General features: G+C 59.7%; 2 protein-coding genes. One reads left to right on the top strand and one right to left on the bottom strand.

The annotated features are described in order from the left end of the window. On the bottom strand, positions 1-252 hold a 252-nt coding region (locus B3361_RS22285; RefSeq protein ID WP_286920365.1), incomplete at its 3' end, for an FAD-dependent oxidoreductase. Between the two features lie 322 nt (positions 253-574). Here B3361_RS22285 and cysZ point away from each other — a divergent pair. Further along, the coding region (gene cysZ, locus B3361_RS22280) for a sulfate transporter CysZ (protein WP_286920364.1) at positions 575-1032 on the top strand (458 nt) is incomplete at its 3' end.

Here is a 1032-nt window from a genome sequence, read left to right as displayed (position 1 = left end):
GTGGTCGAACACGATCTCGGTTTCGAAACGCTCGGCATGCTCCTGCATACGCTGCATCAGGGCCGGGCCAGTCAGGCCGTGCGGGTCGCCCGGCCAGTTGTCGACTTCGGTAGTGGTGGTCAGCTGGCCGCCGGCCTGCATGCCGGTGATCAGCAGCGGCTTGAGGTTGGCACGGGCGGCATACACCGCAGCGCTGTAACCGGCAGGGCCGGAACCCAGAATGATGACGCGCGAATGACGTACTTCAGACATGTCGAACTCCTGTCGAGCGGGCCGATGTCGATACACCGGCGGCGCCAGCTGGAAAATTTAAAAGGACCCACGCAGCACTTGGGGAAGGCTACAACGCGCAGGCCCGGAAAGCGGAAAGGTGAACGCACTGTAGCGAGGTCGCAAAGATTAAGGAAATATCCTTCGACAATCCACCTCATAGGCATCGTCTATGCTGCGATTTCATCGGTGATCATACTGTCGATGCTTTTGTTACAGCCGGTTTCCCAACCACCCGCTGCCTTTCGTCGGCACGCCAAACTCGGTAAGGTCAGCGCGTTTCCCTTCTCTGCGGAGTACCTTGATGCAAGCCCCTGTCCTCTCTGGCCCCCAATACCTGCGCGAAGGCCTGAAACTGGTGCTCAGCCCCAACCTGCGCTTGTTCGTGCTGCTGCCGCTGGCGGTCAACCTGCTGCTGTTCGGTGGCCTGATCTACTTCGCCGGCCATCAGTTCAGCCTCTGGGTGGATGCCCTGATGCCAAGCTTGCCGAGCTGGCTGAGCTTCCTTACCTACATCCTCTGGCCGCTGTTCGTCGCCTTGGTGGTGTTGATGGTGTTCTTCACCTTCACGCTGGTCGCCAACGTCATCGCCGCACCGTTCAACGGTTTTCTCGCCGAAAAGGTTGAAGTGGTGATACGTGGCGAAGACAACTTCCCGGCATTCAGCTGGGGCGAACTGGTGGCAATGGTACCGCGCACGCTCAGTCGCGAAATGCGCAAGCTGGGCTACTTCCTGCCACGGGCCATCGGCCTGTTCATCCT

Origin of the sequence: Pseudomonas sp. UBA6699 (genome assembly GCF_002454615.1) — a bacterium.
Taxonomy (GTDB): domain Bacteria; phylum Pseudomonadota; class Gammaproteobacteria; order Pseudomonadales; family Pseudomonadaceae; genus Aquipseudomonas; species Aquipseudomonas juntendi.
Note: the sequence above shows the minus strand (reverse complement) of the source record. Positions and strands in the feature narration are given on the sequence as shown.